Annotated in this window: 18 protein-coding genes, 1 pseudogene and 1 other annotated feature; of the genes and pseudogenes, 14 read left to right on the forward strand and 5 right to left on the reverse strand. The window is 38.0% G+C overall.

Going from position 1 to position 18,283, the window contains the following annotated elements; translation table 11 throughout:
- The first annotated feature begins 14 nt into the window (after positions 1 to 14).
- The 6 genes from JCM21531_RS08440 (at position 15) to JCM21531_RS21465 (ending at position 5,242) form a co-directional block, all read left to right on the forward strand.
- Positions 15 to 1,067 (forward strand): nucleoid-associated protein, encoded by a 1,053-nt coding sequence (locus JCM21531_RS08440; protein WP_038289023.1) that lies wholly within the window; start codon positions 15 to 17, stop codon positions 1,065 to 1,067.
- Positions 1,068 to 1,158: 91 nt separating this feature from the next.
- Positions 1,159 to 1,842 carry a glycosyltransferase family protein gene (locus tag JCM21531_RS21450; RefSeq protein WP_243467439.1) on the forward strand — a complete coding sequence of 228 codons (684 nt, stop codon included), beginning with the start codon at positions 1,159 to 1,161 and terminating at the stop codon, positions 1,840 to 1,842.
- Between the two features lie 82 nt (positions 1,843 to 1,924).
- A complete protein-coding gene (locus JCM21531_RS21455) occupies positions 1,925 to 2,380 on the forward strand; it encodes a glycosyltransferase (protein WP_243467440.1) in 456 nt (151 codons plus the stop codon).
- Between the two features lie 183 nt (positions 2,381 to 2,563).
- A complete protein-coding gene (gene sigI / locus JCM21531_RS08450; protein ID WP_038289026.1) occupies positions 2,564 to 3,319 on the forward strand; it encodes an RNA polymerase sigma-I factor in 756 nt (251 codons plus the stop codon).
- A complete protein-coding gene (locus tag JCM21531_RS21460; RefSeq protein WP_243467441.1) occupies positions 3,312 to 4,451 on the forward strand; it encodes an anti-sigma factor domain-containing protein in 1,140 nt (379 codons plus the stop codon). Before sigI ends, JCM21531_RS21460 begins: the two co-directional genes overlap by 8 nt.
- Positions 4,406 to 5,242: a PA14 domain-containing protein gene (locus tag JCM21531_RS21465; protein WP_243467442.1), complete on the forward strand. Its 837-nt coding sequence runs from the start codon at positions 4,406 to 4,408 to the stop codon at positions 5,240 to 5,242. The genes JCM21531_RS21460 and JCM21531_RS21465 overlap by 46 nt, the downstream gene beginning before the upstream one ends.
- 62 nt (positions 5,243 to 5,304) lie before the next feature.
- Here JCM21531_RS21465 and JCM21531_RS08460 read toward each other — a convergent pair whose 3' ends face one another.
- Both JCM21531_RS08460 and JCM21531_RS21470 read right to left on the reverse strand, forming a co-directional pair.
- Positions 5,305 to 5,754 (reverse strand): L,D-transpeptidase family protein, encoded by a 450-nt coding sequence (locus tag JCM21531_RS08460; RefSeq protein WP_243467449.1) that lies wholly within the window; start codon positions 5,752 to 5,754, stop codon positions 5,305 to 5,307.
- A gap of 31 nt (positions 5,755 to 5,785) precedes the next feature.
- Positions 5,786 to 6,019, reverse strand: coding sequence for a L,D-transpeptidase (locus tag JCM21531_RS21470; protein ID WP_243467443.1), 234 nt, complete (start codon positions 6,017 to 6,019; stop codon positions 5,786 to 5,788).
- Positions 6,020 to 6,230: 211 nt separating this feature from the next.
- Between JCM21531_RS21470 and JCM21531_RS08465 the strand changes: the two genes are divergently transcribed.
- From JCM21531_RS08465 to JCM21531_RS21475, 4 genes are all read left to right on the forward strand, one after another.
- Complete coding sequence (locus JCM21531_RS08465; protein WP_038289028.1) at positions 6,231 to 6,863, forward strand: class II aldolase/adducin family protein; 633 nt, start codon at positions 6,231 to 6,233, stop codon at positions 6,861 to 6,863.
- Between the two features lie 103 nt (positions 6,864 to 6,966).
- Positions 6,967 to 8,463: a hypothetical protein gene (locus tag JCM21531_RS08470; protein ID WP_038289029.1), complete on the forward strand. Its 1,497-nt coding sequence runs from the start codon at positions 6,967 to 6,969 to the stop codon at positions 8,461 to 8,463.
- 65 nt (positions 8,464 to 8,528) lie between these two features.
- On the forward strand, positions 8,529 to 9,296 hold the full coding sequence (locus JCM21531_RS08475; RefSeq protein ID WP_243467444.1) for a tetratricopeptide repeat protein: 768 nt from the start codon (positions 8,529 to 8,531) through the stop codon (positions 9,294 to 9,296).
- Positions 9,296 to 9,493: a hypothetical protein gene (locus JCM21531_RS21475; RefSeq protein WP_243467445.1), complete on the forward strand. Its 198-nt coding sequence runs from the start codon at positions 9,296 to 9,298 to the stop codon at positions 9,491 to 9,493. The genes JCM21531_RS08475 and JCM21531_RS21475 overlap by 1 nt, the downstream gene beginning before the upstream one ends.
- A 7-nt stretch (positions 9,494 to 9,500) precedes the next feature.
- Here JCM21531_RS21475 and nagZ read toward each other — a convergent pair whose 3' ends face one another.
- Positions 9,501 to 10,619 carry a beta-N-acetylhexosaminidase gene (gene nagZ / locus JCM21531_RS08480; RefSeq protein WP_243467446.1) on the reverse strand — a complete coding sequence of 373 codons (1,119 nt, stop codon included), beginning with the start codon at positions 10,617 to 10,619 and terminating at the stop codon, positions 9,501 to 9,503.
- Entirely contained in the window at positions 10,616 to 10,807 is a 192-nt protein-coding gene (locus tag JCM21531_RS21480) for a hypothetical protein (protein ID WP_038289031.1), read from the reverse strand. The genes nagZ and JCM21531_RS21480 overlap by 4 nt, the downstream gene beginning before the upstream one ends.
- Before the next feature lie 335 nt (positions 10,808 to 11,142).
- Between JCM21531_RS21480 and JCM21531_RS17725 the strand changes: the two genes are divergently transcribed.
- The 4 genes and pseudogenes from JCM21531_RS17725 to JCM21531_RS08505 all read left to right on the forward strand — a co-directional run bounded on the left by JCM21531_RS17725 (position 11,143) and on the right by JCM21531_RS08505 (position 17,730).
- A complete protein-coding gene (locus tag JCM21531_RS17725) occupies positions 11,143 to 12,396 on the forward strand; it encodes a dockerin type I domain-containing protein (protein WP_054847051.1) in 1,254 nt (417 codons plus the stop codon).
- A gap of 93 nt (positions 12,397 to 12,489) precedes the next feature.
- Positions 12,490 to 12,765, forward strand: a binding site (T-box leader).
- A 58-nt stretch (positions 12,766 to 12,823) separates the two neighbouring features.
- On the forward strand, positions 12,824 to 13,069 hold the full coding sequence (locus JCM21531_RS08495) for a hypothetical protein (protein ID WP_243467447.1): 246 nt from the start codon (positions 12,824 to 12,826) through the stop codon (positions 13,067 to 13,069).
- A gap of 40 nt (positions 13,070 to 13,109) precedes the next feature.
- Positions 13,110 to 15,782 carry a valine--tRNA ligase gene (locus JCM21531_RS08500; RefSeq protein ID WP_038289033.1) on the forward strand — a complete coding sequence of 891 codons (2,673 nt, stop codon included), beginning with the start codon at positions 13,110 to 13,112 and terminating at the stop codon, positions 15,780 to 15,782.
- 20 nt (positions 15,783 to 15,802) lie between these two features.
- Positions 15,803 to 17,730 (forward strand): annotated as a pseudogene (locus JCM21531_RS08505) (NAD(+) synthase).
- A gap of 120 nt (positions 17,731 to 17,850) precedes the next feature.
- On the opposite strand, the gene JCM21531_RS08510 reads toward JCM21531_RS08505, so the two are convergent.
- Positions 17,851 to 18,054, reverse strand: a complete 204-nt coding sequence (locus JCM21531_RS08510) for a hypothetical protein (RefSeq protein ID WP_038289034.1) — start codon at positions 18,052 to 18,054, stop codon at positions 17,851 to 17,853.
- Positions 18,055 to 18,283: the final 229 nt, after the last annotated feature.

Raw genomic sequence — 18,283 nt, forward strand, 5'->3', positions numbered from 1 at the left:
TATTTAGAATATAAATGTATGAAGGTGGGGAATACATATTGCAAATAGACATTAAAAGAGCAATAATACATGTTTTGGATAAAGAGTCTAGTGAACCTATGTTGAATGAATTTGAGCTTGATATTGACGGAGATATCCGCTATTTCCTTGAAAAGCATATATCAAAGTCCCTAAGTGACGATGAGTCAAGGAAGGCAGTCTTTAAAAGCGGTAGAAATATCATTAAAGAAGTATGCCAAAGGGTTTTTTCGGACAACGATTATTTTATAGAGGGTTCAAAGGAAATAGCAAGGCAGCTTTTTAAGGCTATGAAGACTAATAGCAGTATTTCGTCCACGGATTTGGTAATTTGCATATACGAAGATGAGAATGAAGAGAATGTGGCAATTCTAAAAATGGATTATACCGTTTCCTTTATACATGAGGTGGAGTTGGTCGACAACAAATTTAAAATATCTATTAGGAAGCAGGATATTAGCCTGCCGGGAGTAAATCAAAGAATTCAGAAATGTGCTTTTATAAGAGCGACGCAGGAAGCAGGGGATTACGATTTGATTATATTGGATAATCAAATAAGCAAAAAGAATCAAGAGGAGCCGATAGCACAGTTTTTTCTTGAGACATTTTTGGGGGCGGATTTGGTTCTGGACAGTAAAACCTGTACCCGGATTTTTAAAAAGGAAACAGAGAACTGGATACGCAATAAAGCAAAAGAAGGGGAGACTTCTCTGGAAATCGTCCGGGAGTTTGTGAATGATGCAATACGCAATGAGGATGAAATAGATTTGGACTCTTTCTCCAGCAAGGTGTTTTCCAACAAGGTTGAGCTTAGAGATGAGTATGTAAATACTATGAAGGAAAAGGGACTTACCAGTGACAAATTTGAAGTCGATAAAGAGTGGGTGGAGAGAAAGCTTAGCAAAATCAGGCTCAAAACCGAGAGTGATATAGAAGTGGTCATTGATTATGAACAGTATAATGACAGAGAAAAGTTTGAAATTGTAAAAAATCCTGACGGTACTAGAAATATAATTATTAAAAATATTATAAGTCTAATGGAAAAATAAAAGTTAATAAACTTAGGCTAATCAAATGACAAATGTCAATAACATAAAACTATTGCCAATTAAATTATGGGATAAGCAAGGGGGTACTTCCGTGAATCGCATATTTTTGCAATTCGGGTCCGGTCTTGGCCCAATGTCTCGTAGTCTTCCGATTGCTCTGGCTTTGGCTGAGGCCAGGTATGAAATAAAATATTTGGGTTATGATATGGCCAAAACCCATATGAAAAAAGCCGGTATAGAAGAACTATGCAGTGATTTTGGTATAAGCGACATTAAAAAGGGAAGTCCCAACCCTCAATGGAGCACGGCAGATGAATTCTGGTCCATGATAGGATATGGCAATATGCCGTGGGTTGAGCGAAAAGTTGATGAATTAATAAGTTTATTAAAAGAGTTTTCCCCTGATTACATATTATCCGATTTGGGTATTTTAGCTTGTATTGCATCTAGAATAATGGGGATTCCGTTAATTGCAATAAATCAGAGTTGTTATCATCCGAATGTTAAATTAAAATGGTGGGAAGATAATTATAAATTTGAAAATTATAAATCTGAAGACAGCCTTTTATATAAATTGAATGCATATCTAAAGAAAAAGGGCGCTCCGCAATTAAATACATTTACGGAGATATTTACAGGCAATCTCACAATTATTCCAAGTTTCTATGATTTTGACCCTATACAGGATGTTAAAAAATATAACACCCATTATGTAGGCCCGGTTTTGTATATTCCAAAGGAAACTGCTTCCGAAAGGGTTTTAAAGCTTTTTTGATGCCAAAAAGCCCATAATCTTTTGCTATACAGCCAGGTTCTATGATAATGTGGGGGAAAGCGGAAAGGTAATTTTCGATAATATGATTAAAATTGCCGATAAATTAGATGCTTCCATTATTATTTCGACAGGCAATAAAAAAGATGAATTGCTTGCTTTGGATATTGCATCGAAAGAAATAAAAAACGGCAAAGTTAGCATAGTTGATTACGTTCCTTTGGATGTAGCCTATAAAAAGTCTGATTTGATAATACATCATGGCGGTCATGGGAGTTGTCTTGCGCAATTTTACTATGGCGTTCCGTCAGTTATAATACCTACTCATACCGAACGTGAATACAATGCAAGAATGTGTGAAAAATTGCATGTGGGCAAAATGGTATCGAGAATAAATCTGAATAGTTCAAATTTGAAGGATAGCATAGATGATGTGTTGAATAATATTACTTACAAGAAAAGTGTTTGCGATTGGAAAGAGAAAGTATTTAATGATTTTAATAACCTTGATAAAGTAGTGAAGTTGATTGATTCATTATAATTTCACACCCATGTAAAATCCTGACCTCAATATATTTTCTTGCCATACTGCATTTTCCTCTCTATTACCCATTGTAACAGATGAGGTTACATAAAAATGCTGAAAATTTTCCTTTAAGTAGTTTACATGTAAACCCCTCAAAAAATAACTTTGTGCGTACAAGTATTAAAGGAGTGAAAAAGCTTGCATGGGTTGTTTATAAACAAAAAGAAGAATGTTATTGATACTAGCTCTACGGCGCTTGTTATTAAAAAGATTCAAAACGGGGACATAAGACTTAAGGAAGAGTTTATTAAAGACAATGTTCCGTACATTATAAGAACGATTTCAAATATACTTGGGATAGTGGTGGATGACAGGAACAGTGAAGAATTCAGCATTGGACTTGCGGCTTTTAATGAAGCTATTGACAGATATGATTCCGAAAAAAACGGCAATTTTTATACATATTCTTTTATGGTTATCAAAAGCAGGTTATTCGATTTTATAAGAAGAAACAAGAAACACAGTAATGTTTTGCCTTTTTCGTATATTGAACAATCGACTCGGGTAGAAGAAAGATTATTGACATGTGATTCAAGCGGGCAATTCGAAAAAATTGAGGTAAGGCAGGAGCTTACCAGCTTTGAAAAAAACTTAAAGGAATTCGGAATTTCACTGGAAGACTTGGTATTATCCTCTCCGAAACATAGGGATTCAAGGCTCTTATCAATAAAAATCGCCAGGATAATTGCTGATAATGACGACATATTCAAAAAATTGGCCGAGAAGAAATACATACCCATGAAAGAGATATTAAAGCTAATAAAGGTAAACCACAAGACGATCCAGAGAAACAGGAAATTCATAATTGCTGTTAGCCTGATTCTACGAAGCAATTTATATGATCTTAAGGAGTATGTACAGGGCTTCGAAAGGGAGGGAAAGTATAATGGATAACATAGGAGTAATCATTAAAATAGAAGGAAACGAAGCCATTGTAATGACGGACGATTGCTCTTTCAAGAAAGTTCAAAAGAAAAATGGAATGTATCTGGGTCAAAAAATACTTGTACCCAACGATGAGGTGGTACGGAGCGAAAATAAAGGAATAAAGAAGGCTATGGCTGCCATCGCAGGTATAGCTGCAGTGTTTTTGGTAGTCTTATCATTAATGTGGGTTAATACTCTAAGCAATATATATGCGTATATTGATGTTGATATAAACCCCAGCTTAAACTTTACGATTGACCGAAATGGAAAGGTAAAGGCATTAGACCCGTTAAATGATGAAGCTCGGGAAATAATTCGTGGTGTCGAATTTAAAGATATGTTGTTTACAGAAGCACTTGCACAGGTTATAGAGCTTTCAAAAGTCCAGGGTATTATAGATGAGAATAAAACCAATTATGTATTGATTTGCGCTGCTTTAAACGATAGTTATAATACTAAAGATAAATCTTTGGCAGAATCTGAACTTGAAGATTTCTTGGGCAGTATAAGGGAAGATATTGAGAAAGCCTATGGCAGTACTATACGTCCGGAAACTGTAAAGGTACCGTTTGAGTACAGGACAATGGCAAAGGAAAATAATATTTCCATGGGAAGGTATCTGACTTACCGGAAGTTGGAGGATAGGGGAGCGGATTTATCGATAGAAGAATTAAAATCATTTGAGATTGATGAGATATTAAAACAGTACAATATGGATTTTGATGAATTGCTCGAGACTGAATATTCGGAAGCGCCGGATAAGGCTGAACCAACCGGTGAAAGTTCCGCTGCGCCGACAGTAAATGTGTCAGCATCTCCCGTAACAACATTAGAAGTAGTGGCTACGCCAACAAATACGCCCGCAATATCGCCAAGGCCTTCAATAGCACCTACGGAGAACTCAACACCAATATTAACGCCAATATCAACACCAAAATCAACGCAAACACCGATACCGACATTGAAAGATAAATATACCGTTGATGAGCCAACGCCCGTGCCAACAGCCAAGAACGGAACCGGTAGCGGGCTTAGGGAGAGTATTACAATAATATGGATTTGTCCCTTTTCCAATTTGTCAGAATTGACCCTTGTATAAACTTTGACTGGGGTGAAGGCACCCCGGACCAATCTATTCAAAAGGATACTTATTCTATAAGGTGGACAGGCAAGGTTGAACCTAGGTACTCTGAAACATACACATTTTATACCAATACTGATGACGGTGTGAGATTATGGGTAAACGGTGTCTTGCTTATTGATGAATGGAAAAGCCAGTCGGCTACTGAATACAGCGGTCAAATTGACCTTGAGGCAGGAAAGAAATATGATATTAAAATGGAGTATTACCAGCATGTGCGGGCTGCTTCGGCAAAGCTCATGTGGTCAAGCAAGAGCCAGGAAAAAGAGATAATACCTTCAAGTCAACTATATCCTTCTGACGGTCCGTTACCTCAAAAGGCTGTAAATGGTTTGAATGCAGAGTATTATGGGGATATGGAATTAAAAGACCAAAGATTTGACAGAATAGATGAAGCTATAAATTTTGACTGGGGAAGAGAGTATCCTGTTAGTGACTTGAAGAATGGAAGATTTTCGGTAAGATGGGTGGGAAAAATAGACGCCAGGTATACCGAAGAGTATACATTCTATACTCTTTCCGATGATGGAGTAAGAGTATGGATAAACAATGTGTTGATTATAGACAACTGGCAAAAGCAAGATAGTGAAGTTGAAAGCAGCGGAAAAATTGAATTAAAGTCCGGTAGACAGTATGATATTAAAATCGAGTATTATAACTATGGAGGACCTGCATCCCTGAAACTTCTATGGTCCAGTAATAGGCAAAAGAAAGAGGTAGTGCCTAAGAAAAACTTATATGCCAATTAGTATTAATTTGCTGTTTATAGAGGACGGATACTGCAATTTGCGGTATCCGCCCCATTTTAACATCAACCATTTCCTAGTTTTTCCTCATACTTTTTCATAATGAGGTTGTATAATGACTTGTTTACTTTACCGGTAACTTTAATATTATTATCCTTTTGGAATTTTATTACACTTTTTTTAAGATTGTCTTGAAATTTACCGCTGGGCCAGTCATGAAAATATCCCAGTTTTTTTAGAGCCTTTTGAACCTTTTGGACATCGGAACCCACATCTCCGCTTTTAAGCTCCTTGAAAGGTCTGTTTTTTTGGACAATAGTAACTGTTGTACCGTGAGGGATAGTATCATACAACTCTTTTGCGCTTTTATTATGCATTCGGATACAGCCATGGGATGCATTTTGCTTGCCGACGCACCATGGATATTTGGTTCCGTGTATTCCGTATTGCCCCCAGGGTACGTTAAGACCCATCCATGAACCTCCAAAGCTGCCTCCCCAATCGGATTTGCTTATTACTTTCCAAGTACCTTCGGGAGAAGGAGTTTCAGGCTTTCCACCCGATACAGTAGGTTTTTAGCAGCACTCCGTCTTTGTATAAATAGAGTTTAAGTTCGTCAAGATTTATGTATATGTAGTAACCTTTTGTGACCACGCTGGTATCTTCAGTTTCTTCCGGCATATCATCTATGCTTACATCAAGCAAGTTTTCGGAAGGATGAAAGTCATCCAGAATCAATATATTTTCCCATACATTATAGGATAAAAATATAATAAGCATTAATACTGCTAGTAAAAACACATTTTTTTTCTTCAAGTACATCACCATATATTATGCTAACTGCTAAATTATATGAATTACACTACTTGGACTATAATAACGGGCTAAAAAAACCGATAAATAAATGGAGTGAAATATTAAGAAAAGGTTGTGTATTATATGATAAAAATGTTAAAATTCAATTTGATATAACTTCTCAGGAGGAAAAAGTATGTCAGATGCTATTAAGGAGCAGATAGTAAAAGTATCAAAGTTAATGTACGACAAGGGTATGGTAAATGCCTTTGCCGGCAACTTATCCGTTCGGGACGGCGAAAACATTTATATTACCCCTAGCGGTATATGCAAAGGTTTTTTAAAGGAAGACATGATTGTAAAAACAGACATGAACGGGAATGTGTTGGAAGGAATGTACAGGCCTTCTTCCGAAATAAAGCTCCATTTGCATGCATATAGAAAAAGGAAAGATGTATATTCTGTGGTACATGCTCATCCCCCTTATACTACTGCGTATGCAGTTGCCAACAAGCCTATTGAATCAAAAGCGTGTGCTGAAATGGTTATTTTCTTTGAAAAGATACCGCTTGCAGCATATGGGACTCCCTCGACGGATGAAATATTTAGCGGAGTAGAAGAATATATTAATGAATACGATGTTATTCTTCTTGCCAATCATGGGATAGTATCTGTCGGAAGAGATGTTTTTGATGCCTATTTTAAGCTTGAAGCAGCAGAGGACATAGCTAAAACCTTGATATTGTCGCGGCTTCTCGGGGGAGAAAAGGACCTGCCGGAGAGCAAACTGAAGGAACTTGATGCTATGAGAAAAAGAAGCGGAAATTGAGTATACTAGTATTATATTTTTGCGATACTTATTTTTAATTCATTTTAGAGCATATCAATAAGTAAGTCCGCAGTTTAAAAAATTAAAAACAGGAGTTGGTAGTATGGGTATGTTTGCTGAGTTGATAACCAAATCGGATCCGGCAGGATTGGTAATTATGTTTTGTATACTTGCAGTCTTTGTATTCTCCCTAATCATAAATTTGCTTACCCGCAGGAAGTATATTGCGATTTATAATGATTTGGAGAAAACTTGCAGCAGTAAAAACGAGAAGTTTAAAACCCATCTTTTGAATAAAATAGTCGAAACATATAAAAATGTTTCTTTGGGCAACTATAATGATGTTAATACCCGAGCAATAATTGAAAACTGTTTCAATACGCAATTAAGACCGTTGCTGGTGTGTGAAAAACTCGTTAAGCATACAGTTTTAATACTCATCACTTTAGGACTTTTGGGTACATTTTTGGGTCTGAGTCTTGCAGTTAATAACTTTGCTGAGTTTTTTAATGCCATTATGCAATCCAATGCCGTATCGGATCCCGCCTTTTCCGGAAATTTTCTTAAAGACCTGTTGCCTTTTGGTAATGGAATTGGAGGTGCCTTTGCTGCAAGTTTCTTTGGCATAACATGTGCTATATTATTTACTTTGGTTAATATAGTACTAAATGCCGAGGAAGCTCGTAAAGCATTGGTGGTGCGTATTGAAGAATATCTCGACAATACTGTGTCTAGTGTGGTTGCAAAGGATAAGGAAACAGAATACGCCATGATGAACAGGATACTTAAAGAAACCTTTGTTGAGTTTGGTGAGAGAATAGAAAAATCTTTTCAGCAAACGGTTGATACTTTCGGACAAAAACTTACCACTGTAGCAATGGAAGTAAATATCACCTCAAACACCTTGGACAATACTGTGGAGAAATTTGACCGCGCACTTAAAGAATTTGCCGAAAATATTAAGGATTTCACAGTGTTTAACGACAACCTCAGGAATAACGTTGAAAAAATGGATGAAAGCTTTGTAAAGGTTGCAGAGGCGCTTAAGGATACATCAAATATAATTAAGGATACATCAGAGATAATTGCCGATAACCGCAATTCTGTTGATGATTTTTCAAAGAATATTAAGAGTGCGGCTGAGGAAATAACCGCTTACAACAGTAAGATAGTTCAAGATGTCGGCAATATTGTGGAAGAAGTAAAAGTTTCCGTTTCGTCCATAAGGGAGCTTGGGGAAGCTATAAGGGATGACCTTGTTGTAAGGACAGAACAGTTGAAAGATTATCAGGAGAAATTTAGCAGCTTAACATCCAAACTTAGTGAAGAAATTAATCTTTTGGGACAGAAGACAGCAGAAGCTTTTTCGAGTACTCTAGATGAAAACAGCCACGTGGTTACGGAGAAGGTTGTCAGTTACGTGGATAATGCTATGAAGGGAATTATGGAAGTTATGGATGAATTTAAAGAAAATGAAAAGATTTTTGCGAAGACAATAGTTATGCTTCCGGAGCAAATCACTGCATATAACGAAACCGCTGCGGCACAGATGAACAAACAGCTTGACGAGGTAAAGAGACTGTTTAGAAAGTTTGAATGATTGGATTTGCCCATGAATCTTTTTCGGAAACGGATAAAATGTTGAATGCCGAATAGGTGATAAATATGAGAGAGAACTTAGATAAAAATAGAATTGACATTAGAATATCAAAGTATGAGAAGTATGTTAAAAAGCATCCTAAGAAGGCTTATGGATATTATTGTCTCGGTAATTTATATATGGCGGCCGGCAAATACAAGCTTGCAGGGAAGTATTTTAAGAAGTCTCTTGCGGTTGATGGCAATTATATTTTTGCAGTTATAGGTTTGATAGAGGCTTATGTATTCGGACGCAAATTTATGAAAGCTGTCAATTTGTTCAGCAAGAATCGCCAGAAAATCATAGACAAATATGTTTACAGGGTTAAGCTGGTACGGGCAGTAAGTTCTTTCTATAGTAAAGCCGAACTGTTTAAAACCGAAACAAAAGATTTTTTATCTATGCTTTATTTGAAATATACCATGCAGAATATTAAGAAGTTGGTAAACAGTGAGGCAAATAATATTGTTTTAAAGCTTATTTTATGCATGAATTATTTAAATTCCGGAGAAAAAAGCTTCTATATTATTCAGCTCTTCAAGACATGTATCTATTGGGACGGACTGGAGGATACTTTCAGATGGGCGCTCATTAAACGATTGGAGGAAATGGGAGAGAAGCTCTACTATGATATCAACATTGCAAGAAAGTTTTCAACAATTCCCGATGTAAATTGTACTGACGAATATGTTGACTTGATTTTCAGCTCGGCGCTGGACAAAGGGAATGGCGGCAAGATAGCAGATATTTATGATATTGCCGGCAAATACAATAAAATATATCTCCCCGTTTAATGTGGAGATATGTCCAATGGAGCAGGGAGAACTCATTTTACGACCCATCGGTTTATGACTGCTGCAAGAAGCTTATGAATATGGGATGGATGGATAATGTTATAGCAAATACAATGATCAACTTTAAGGAGAAGAATGCTGTAAAGCTTGGGGATGAAACCGAAAGAGCTTTGAGACTTTTTGGCTACATGAAGTAAACGTGTGTTATTCCCCTGCTTTTTGCTTAATTCTTTCCACTATGTCAAGATGCTCCTGTTTGCCCAATACCTCTTCCGGGTCAACAGGGCTTTCTTTGTTTTCAAGTATATTTCTTTCAAGCTTAACCGTTAAGATTCTCCGTAAGGATTCATTAAGTCTTTCTTCTGTTATTTCACCGTTTTTTACTGCTTCAAGAATGCCGTTGTAGGCTTTATCCAGTGAGTCAGGCATGAGAATAATGTCTGCTCCGGCCTTAAATGCCATGACTGCAGCTTCTGAAGAAGACCAGTAGTTGCTGATTGCTTTCATTTCCATTGCATCGGTTATGATGAGCTTTTGGTGCTTGAGTTTATTTCTCAAAAGTCCTGTAAGAATTTCATCGGATAAAGTTGCAGGCAGATTATCATCGGTAATGTTGGGCAGCATAATATGTGCCGTCATTACGCCATCGGCACCCGACAGAATGCCTTTTTCAAAGGGTATCAGTTCTATCTGCCTAAGTCTTTCAATGTCATGATTTATTACCACTTGACCAAGGTGCGAATCGTAAGATGTGTCACCATGACCGGGAAAGTGCTTTAGCACTGTGCAAACATTATGTTCCTGCATACCCCTTGTCATTTCCTGTACCATTGCGGCAACTTTGTAAGGGTCGGAGCCGAAAGCCCTGTCTCCGATAACAGGATTATCAGGATTGGTATTCACATCGGCCACCGGCGCAAAATTCATGTTAAAGCCAAGAGCGGATAACTCCGCACCCAGTATCTTACCTGCCTGATACGCAAGCACCGAGTCATTGGCAAGACCTATTGTGTATGCAGAAGGTATCTTGGTAGAATGCATCTTCTCGTTGTTTCCAATCCTTGATATCCGTCCGCCTTCTTCATCAACAGCAATGAACATGGGAATCTTGCTTATTTCCTGCATATCCTGAATTAGTTTTCGAGTCTGGGATATGGTGTCTATATTTTCACTGAACAGTATTACACCGCCGGGATTGAATTTTTGAATTTGCTGTTTTGCAGAACTGCTCAGTACTTTTAGGGGTTGTGATAACTTGCCTTTTCTAAAAGCTACAATGAAAATCTGTCCGACCTTTTCTTCTAAGGCCATGGAATTTATCAATTCATCACTATTTTTGATTGCTGCTCATAAACATCATCCTTAGCGGGTAGAGGAGTTGGGGAAGGGGATATAGTTGATGTTGGCTGCGGGCTATTGGCCGGTGCCGGATTGCCGGTATTGCCATTGCAGCCTACATAAGCCAAACTTAGCAGTAAAGTCAATATTAGAATGTTGATTCTTTTTATCATTATACCACATCCCGGCAAATTTCTATATTTGTATTATACCAATTATTATACGGATTTATCAAATTATTTGCAGCATCTACAGTATTGAGAGAATTAATGAAACTTTTTGCTTATTTTTTTAAGATAAAACTTTACATAGTTTTGCATATAAAATATAATTAATATTGTCACTTTTATCGTTAGATTACTTATAAAGGAATAGACGAAAAGTCTTTCTTAAGTATAAGTACTATTAAAAAAATAAAGATATTAATAAGCCATTTCTACGATACATTTCTTATACTATGCATTTAATACTTGTTTTGGCGGATTATATCTTTTAAGGGGAGGTTTCCATGAAAAAGAAGTTTACAAAATTATTTATTGGTGTTTTTTGTCTATTAATTGTCCTGACAAACGGAGTAGTTCCATATTGGGCGGATGCACAGAATACCGGTTACAAAATTTCAGGATATGTGGAGCCGGATTTTGAGCATTATAAACATGAATTAAAATCGGGTTTTTTGGTGGAACTGGTTGGGTATGAGAAAAGTGTTCTGTCAGATTCAAAGGGTTATTTCGAAATAAAGGATATTCCTTCGAATCCTTCAGGATATACTGTGAAAATAAGTAAGGACAATTATCTATGCAGGTTAATTGACGTTCAAGTAACATCTGACATTCAGTTGGGCATCGAGAACGAACCGGTAACAATGTGGGCTGGAGATATAAATGTTGACGGATTTCAGGACAATGCAATTAATATGATAGACATCTTACAATTTTTCCCGTGTTTTAACACCATGCCGGAAGACGAAGCCTTCAAAGCAGATTTGGATATCAACAAAGATGGCACAATAAATATGGAAGACGTTATGATAGTTGCAAAGCATTTTAATACGGCTCCGTCAGATTATCCCGATGTTCCGGTTATAAAAAAGGACGATGCAGAGTTTGTATTTAAGATTAAAACAACAAAAAATAGAGAAGTATACCAATTTCCCATTGCACCTGTTAGAGGAGAACCAAATATTGTTGTGGACTGGGGAGACGGTACAACAAGCAGAATAGACAGTTATTTAGAAAGAACACATATATATGAATCACCGGATACATATACAATAAAGGTAATTTCGTTTGATAATATGCCCCTGTTTTTTAACGGTGATTTAAAACTGGTTGAGGTCGTTACACCTCTTCCGGACATAGGAGCTACCAGCTTTTTTGCTTTCTTTTATGGTTGTCTGAATTTGACGAAAATCCCCGATGGCTTATTTGACAACAATGTTAATGCGACAGACTTTGGAGCATGTTTTAATAGTTGTGCTAGCCTGACGGAAATCCCTGCAGGACTGTTTGCCAAAAATATTAATGCTACCAGCTTCTATGCCTGTTTTCTATCTTGCGAAAGCTTAACCGAAATTCCCGAAGGATTGTTTGACAATAATATTAATGTCACTCAATTTGATGCATGCTTTGACGGGTGTAAAAACTTGACAGGCACGGCACCTGCTTTGTGGTCCCGATCAAATGTTACAAAATCATCTTCTTGTTTTAGAGATTGCACCAAGCTATCCAACTATGATGAGATTCCGGATAGCTGGAAATAATATTTATGTCTTGTTGCAATTACGAAAGTTTCTGTAAAATACCTTGACATACGGTGAGGTTTTAATTATTATGTTCTTAAGATTAATTAAAAGCTAAAAGCAATGAACAGGAGGAGTAAGCAGCAACGGCTTAATAGAGAGGGGAAATCGGCGGCTGAAAGTTTCCCTTAAGTATCGAGTTGCTGAAGGTAGCCTGGGAGTTCTGGAGTTGAAAGGATGAAGCTTTTTGCCCATCTTAGTAGGCTTCAGCGGTACAGAGCCGTTATTTCGAAGCTTTATAGGGACATTTATGTCTATATAAAGGCTGAGAAGCCCATAAGTTATGGGAATATTGGTGGTAACGCGGAGATAGAGTCTTTCGTCCAATTCTTGGATGAAAGGCTTTTTTAGTATAGCATTGTGAATTTTGTCAAGGAGAGAGCTGTATATGATGATTTTCTTAAAAATATTGATGTTGTTGTCTCTTGTATCCGGTTTTGCTACTGTGTTTGCAGCAAAGGCTATTGTTGAAAAATTTAATCTTAAGGAAAAAGCAAAGTGTGATTTTGAAAACGAGATAACTGAAGAAGAACTTGAGAAATATAAATTCGATAAAGCAGTGCTCAGTGTGAAAATGACTGGGATGCTGATAGCACTTCCCGGTTTGATATTGTTACTAATTATTTACAGATAGATTAATAGTTAATTCTAAATAAGCGAGTGGAGGTTTTTGTATGTGTGAAAAAAAGAATATTGCTAAAACATATGACCCAAAACAGGTTGAAGACAGATTATATGCGGAGTGGATGGAGAAAGGCTATTTTCATGCCGAAATAGACAAAGAAAAAAAGCCTTTTACCATTGTTATTCCGCCGCCAAACATTACAGGACAGCTTCATATGGGGCATGCTTTGGATGAAACTCTTCAGGACATCCTTATAAGATGGAAGAGAATGCAAGGATTTTGTACCCTTTGGCTTCCGGGTACTGACCATGCCAGCATAGCAACAGAAGCAAAAATAGTTGAGGCTATGGCAAAAGAAGGCATTACAAAAGAGGACATTGGAAGAGAGAAGTTCTTGGAAAGGGCCTGGGACTGGAAAAAGCATTACGGAGGAAGGATTGTTGAGCAGCTTAAAAAGCTTGGAAGCTCTTGTGACTGGGACAGGGAAAGGTTCACTATGGATGAAGGTCTTTCAAGGGCTGTAATAGAGGTTTTTGTAAGGCTTTACAAGAAAGGCCTTATATACAGAGGCGAAAGAATCATAAACTGGTGCCCGAAGTGTAATACTTCCATATCCGATGCGGAGGTTGAATACGAAGAAAAAGCAGGACATTTCTGGCATATAAAATATCCTGTCAAGGACAGTAATGAGTTTGTTGTTGTTGCCACCACAAGGCCTGAAACCATGCTGGGTGATACTGCTGTTGCCGTACATCCCGATGATGAAAGATATAAGCATCTTATAGGCAAAACGGTTGTTCTTCCTCTCATGAACAGGGAGATACCGGTTGTTGCCGACGAGTATGTTGAAAAGGATTTCGGAACGGGAGTTGTTAAAATAACCCCTGCTCATGACCCCAACGACTTTGAAGTAGGACTTAGGCACAACCTTCCTCAGATAAGGGTTATGAATGATGACGCAACAATGAATGAACTGGCCGGACAGTATAAAGGTATGGACAGATATGAAGCCAGAAAGCAGATTATAAAAGATTTGGAAGAACTGGGCCTGTTATTTAAGATTGAAGACCACACTCATAATGTGGGTACCTGCTATAGATGTTCCACAGTAATTGAGCCTTTAATCTCAAAACAGTGGTTTGTTAAGATGAAGCCTTTGGCAGAACCTGCTATAGAAGTGGTTAAAAACGGAACAATCAAATTTGTGCCGGAAAGATTCTCGAAAATATACTTCAACTGGATGGAAAACATTCAGGATTGGTGTATCTCAAGGCAGCTTTGGTGGGGACACAGAATACCGGCATATTACTGTCAGGAATGCGGCTTCATGATGGTGGAAAATGAAATGCCCGATGTTTGTCCGAAGTGCGGAAGCTCCAGAATAGAGCAGGATCCGGATACCCTTGATACATGGTTCAGCTCGGCATTGTGGCCTTTCTCAACCCTCGGATGGCCGGATGAAACAGAGGACTTGAAATATTTCTACCCAACCGATGTTCTTGTTACAGGATACGATATTATATTCTTCTGGGTTGCAAGAATGATATTCTCGGGATTGGAGCATATGGGTAAAGAGCCCTTCAGACATGTGTTTATACACGGTATTGTAAGGGATGCGCTGGGAAGAAAGATGAGTAAATCCTTGGGTAACGGTATTGATCCTCTTGAAATAATTGACAAGTACGGCACCGATGCTTTGAGGTTTGCTCTTACGATTGGAACTTCTCCGGGAAATGATTTGAGATTCTCCGATGAAAAGGTTGAATCCAGCAGAAACTTCGCAAACAAGATTTGGAACGCATCAAGATTTGTACTGATGAATTTTGATGACAACCTTGATTTTTCAAAGGTTGATTCCGGTAAATTTACTACTTCCGATAAATGGATACTCAGCAGAGTAAACAGTCTGACCAAGGAAGTTACCGAAAACATGGATAAATATGAGTTGGGTATAGCTTTGCAGAAAGTGTATGAATTTATTTGGGAGGAGTTCTGTGACTGGTATATCGAGCTTGTAAAACCGAGACTTTATGATAAAGATGATGAAACAAGGCTGGAAGCCCAATATGTTTTAAACTATGTTTTAGGTACTGCAATGAAGCTGTTGCACCCGTATATGCCGTTTATTACTGAGGAGATTTACCGTCACTTGGTTGTAGATGATGAAAGCATCATGATTTCACAATGGCCGGTTTACAGGGTTGATTATAATTTCCCTGAGGAAGAAAAGAAGATGAGGCTTATCATGGATGCTATAAAGAATATTAGAAATATCCGTGCAGAGATGAACGTTCCTCCTTCAAGAAAGGCAAAAACCATATTTGTTGCACCCAATAGCAGCGAACAGGAAACATTGAAGGAAGGGGCAGTATTCTTTGAAAGGCTTGCTTCAAGTTCGGAGGTTGTGATACAAGCCGACAAGTCGGGTATTCCTTCCAATGCCGTAGCTTCGATATTGGCTGGGGTAGAAATATTCCTTCCGCTGGAAGACCTCATTGACATTGAGAAAGAAATTGAAAGGCTTGAGAAGGAACTTTGCAACCTTCAAAAAGAATTGGACAGGGTAAACAGCAAGCTGGCAAATGAAGGATTTATCTCAAAGGCACCGCCAAAAGTGGTTGAGGAAGAGAAGAGCAAGAAGGAAAAATATCAGGAAATGTATGAAAAAGTAGCGGAAAGAACTAAAAGGATTAAAAAAATAATAGTTAATGAATATATATAAATAATATTCAAGGTGATTTTATGAAAAACGGTTTTTATAGAGTAGGAGCAGCCGTACCCAAATTGAAAGTAGGGGGTTGTCGATACAATTCCGATGAAATAATCACACTTGTTAGAGAAGGAGAAAAGGCAGGTATACAAATACTGGTTTTTCCTGAGCTCTCGATAACGGGATATACATGTGGTGATTTGTTTCACCAAGAGACTTTGCTTACCGATGTAAAGGAGCAACTGGGAAGGATTCTGGAGGAGACAAAAAACTCCTCCTGTGTATCCTTGCTTGGTATGCCGTTAAGTATTGACAATCAGCTTTTTAACTGCGCTGTTGCAATCCAAAAAGGGAAAATACTTGGCGTTGTTCCAAAGACATATGTCCCCAACTACAGCGAGTTTTACGAGCAGAGATGGTTTGCTTCCGGCAGGAATGCATTAAGCGATGCAATTATGCTTTGCGGGCAGGAGGTACCCTTTGGAGATGATTTGCTTTTTGAGGACGAAAAAGGGGAAATGTGCTTTGGAATTGAGATTTGCGAAGATTTGTGGGTTCCTGTTCCTCCAAGTTCTTTTCAGGCAATGGCCGGTGCGTTGATTATTTTTAATCTGTCTGCCAGCAATGAAATCGTAGGCAAGTATGAATATAGAAAAGAATTGGTTAGACAGCAGTCGGCAAGATGTATAGCAGGCTATGTTTATACATCTTCAGGAGTGAATGAATCCACCACGGATGTGGTCTTCGGAGGCCACGCAATGATCTGCGAATACGGGAATATGCTCAGTGAGTCTGAGAGATTTTCATGTGATGAACAGCTTATTTTTTCCGAGATTGATATCATGAAGCTGATGAATGACAGAAGGAAAAACACCAGCTTTATGGAGCTTTGGAAGGATAACGGCAAGAAGTTTCGAAAGGTGAAGTTTGAGATTGAGGAATTTGAAGCGGAAGACATAACTAGATATGTGGCACCCCATCCTTTGTACCTTCGAATGAAAACAGCCGTGACCAAAGATGCAGTGAGATTTTGCCATTCAAACGTCTGCTTTGGCAAAAAGAATAAGACATACCGGGCTTGAGCGTGCCGTTATAGGTGTGTCTGGAGGTCTTGATTCCACACTGGCACTTTTGGTAACTGCTAAAGCCTTTGATTTGCTTGATATTCCGAGGAAGAATATTTTGGCGATTACCATGCCGGGATTTGGAACTACCGATGTGACATATACCAATGCCATGGAGTTTATGAAGTCCATGGACGTGGAAATTAGGGAAATTAATATAAAAGATGCATGCCTGCAGCATTTTAAGGATATAGGTCACGATCCTGCCATACATGACGTGACTTATGAGAATGTTCAGGCAAGGGAACGTACGCAGATATTAATGGATATTGCCAATAAAGAAGGCGGGCTTGTAATCGGAACCGGCGACCTTTCAGAGCTGGCATTGGGCTGGTGCACCTATAATGGGGACCATATGTCCATGTATGCGGTAAACGCCAGTATTCCCAAGACATTGGTGAGCTTTCTCGTAAAATGGGTTGCAGACAATATGCTGGAAAGCAAAGCAAAGGAAGTACTGTATAGAATACTTAACACACCCATATCTCCGGAACTTCTTCCTCCCGATGCAAAGGTGAAATCAACCAAAAAACGGAGGACATTATAGGGCCATATGAGCTTCATGATTTCTTCATGTATCACATGTTAAGGTACGGCGCAGCACCGGGAAAGATATTGATTCTTGCAAAGAAAGCTTTTGAGGGCAAATACTCGGAAGATGCAATAAAGAAATGGTTAAAGGTGTTTGTAAAACGGTTCTTTAGTCAGCAATTTAAAAGGTCATGTTTACCTGACGGCCCGAAGGTAGGTTCAATCAGTCTTTCACCTAGGGAGATTGGCGTATGCCCAGCGACGCCGTTGCAGACTCATGGCTGTCTGAATTGGAAGAACAGTAATAATAAAAGCTCGGGACATCGAGTCCCTTCGCTTTTGCCTCTTTCATTTCATTCCAAGAGGCCAAATAAAATAAGAGGGTTTATCGCCCTCTTATTGTTTTATCCTGCTGTGATGAAAGGTTAAACTACATCTTTAAATTTAGCGTTAAGAAAATTAATATCTCTGTATGCAATATTAACTTCCGCTTTCTTTTTTTCTTGGATTTTTTTCATTCTCATAAGGTGTAATACCCTTAAGCCTGCTATAGCTCCGACAGTTCCTGTTATTACTCCGATAAACAGTCCTATCAGAATTCCAAGACATAAGGTTAAAATAGAATTCATATAATACCACCATTTATCATTAGTATATTTTTGTGTAAAAATTAATTAAACATTCCTAAGATAAACTTTATAATATTTTGATTATAAAATCAATTCCGATTTTATAGGAAAAAAAGCAATTATGACAAAAATGCTATAAAAATGTAGAATTATGGCTGGTTTTCTTATACTTCAGGCCAAAAATGTATATTAAACCAGCTTTGGAGCAATTATAAATAAGGGAATAGAA

The sequence above is a fragment of the Acetivibrio straminisolvens JCM 21531 genome (genome assembly GCF_000521465.1).
Lineage (GTDB): Bacteria > Bacillota > Clostridia > Acetivibrionales > Acetivibrionaceae > Hungateiclostridium > Hungateiclostridium straminisolvens.